1 protein-coding gene is annotated in these 902 nt (G+C 34.3%); it reads right to left on the bottom strand.

Translation table 11 applies throughout. The features are described from left to right. Positions 1-320: 320 nt before the first annotated feature. On the bottom strand, positions 321-902 hold a 582-nt coding region (locus WFK35_RS22925; RefSeq protein WP_336734969.1), incomplete at its 5' end, for an efflux RND transporter periplasmic adaptor subunit.

The raw sequence follows: 902 nt of genomic DNA, 5'->3' as shown, positions 1-902 counted from the left end.
AGACTTTATGCTTTACAATCCAACTTTTGTTAACATAAATTTCATCTTTAATTCATATTTAATCCTAAAGCGCTGAGTGACTGGGAGAATAATTTCTGAAATTTTAAACCATTGTTTGGTTTGCCGGTGGAAAAAACGGAGAAAAGGAAGAATGGCGGCTATCTTTCTTAATATATAGTAGCATTCTTTACTAATTAACTTTATTTTACTATTGGAATCTTCAATTACAAATTGAATTCTATCATATATATAATATGTGATAAAAAAATCCCGAGAAATTTCCCGGGATCTACAGTTTAAAAATTTATAGTGTCAGTTTACTATTTTTTCGCTTTTTCTTTTAGCTCTTCTTTGTCTTTATCGGAAGGATTCCAAACTTTTACGTCTGCATTTTTATCAATTCCTGATAAAATCTGAACATTGATTCCATCACTTGCTCCCAACTTCACATACGCTTTCTTGAATTTACCGTCTTTCTGCTTCACCTCAACGAAAGGAAGGTCTTTTCCGTTTTTCTTTTCGTACTGTACTAAAGATTCATCCAAAAGCAATGCATTTTTCTGAGAGTTCAGAACAATTTCTCCGTTGGCAGAAAATCCGGCTCTGATATATTCATTATTCGGATTGAAAACATCTCCTTCAACAGGAAATTTAATGGTTCCGTTATTATCTTTTCCTTTTGGAGCGATCATGGTTAATCTTCCAGGAAATGTTTTATTCTGAAGCGCACCGATCACGATATTCATATCCATCCCCTGCTTTAATTTTCCAGCCTGAGCTTCATCAATCTCTCCCTGAAAGATCAATGAATTCAAATCTGCAATGGAACAGATGGTTGTTCCGGCATTGAAAGAGTTAGCTTCAATAACCTGACTTCCCACTTTTACAGGAACTTCAAGAAC

It is taken from the genome of Chryseobacterium sp. VD8 (assembly GCF_037149975.1).
GTDB lineage: Bacteria > Bacteroidota > Bacteroidia > Flavobacteriales > Weeksellaceae > Chryseobacterium > Chryseobacterium indicum.
This window is presented reverse-complemented; position numbering and strand designations above follow the sequence as displayed.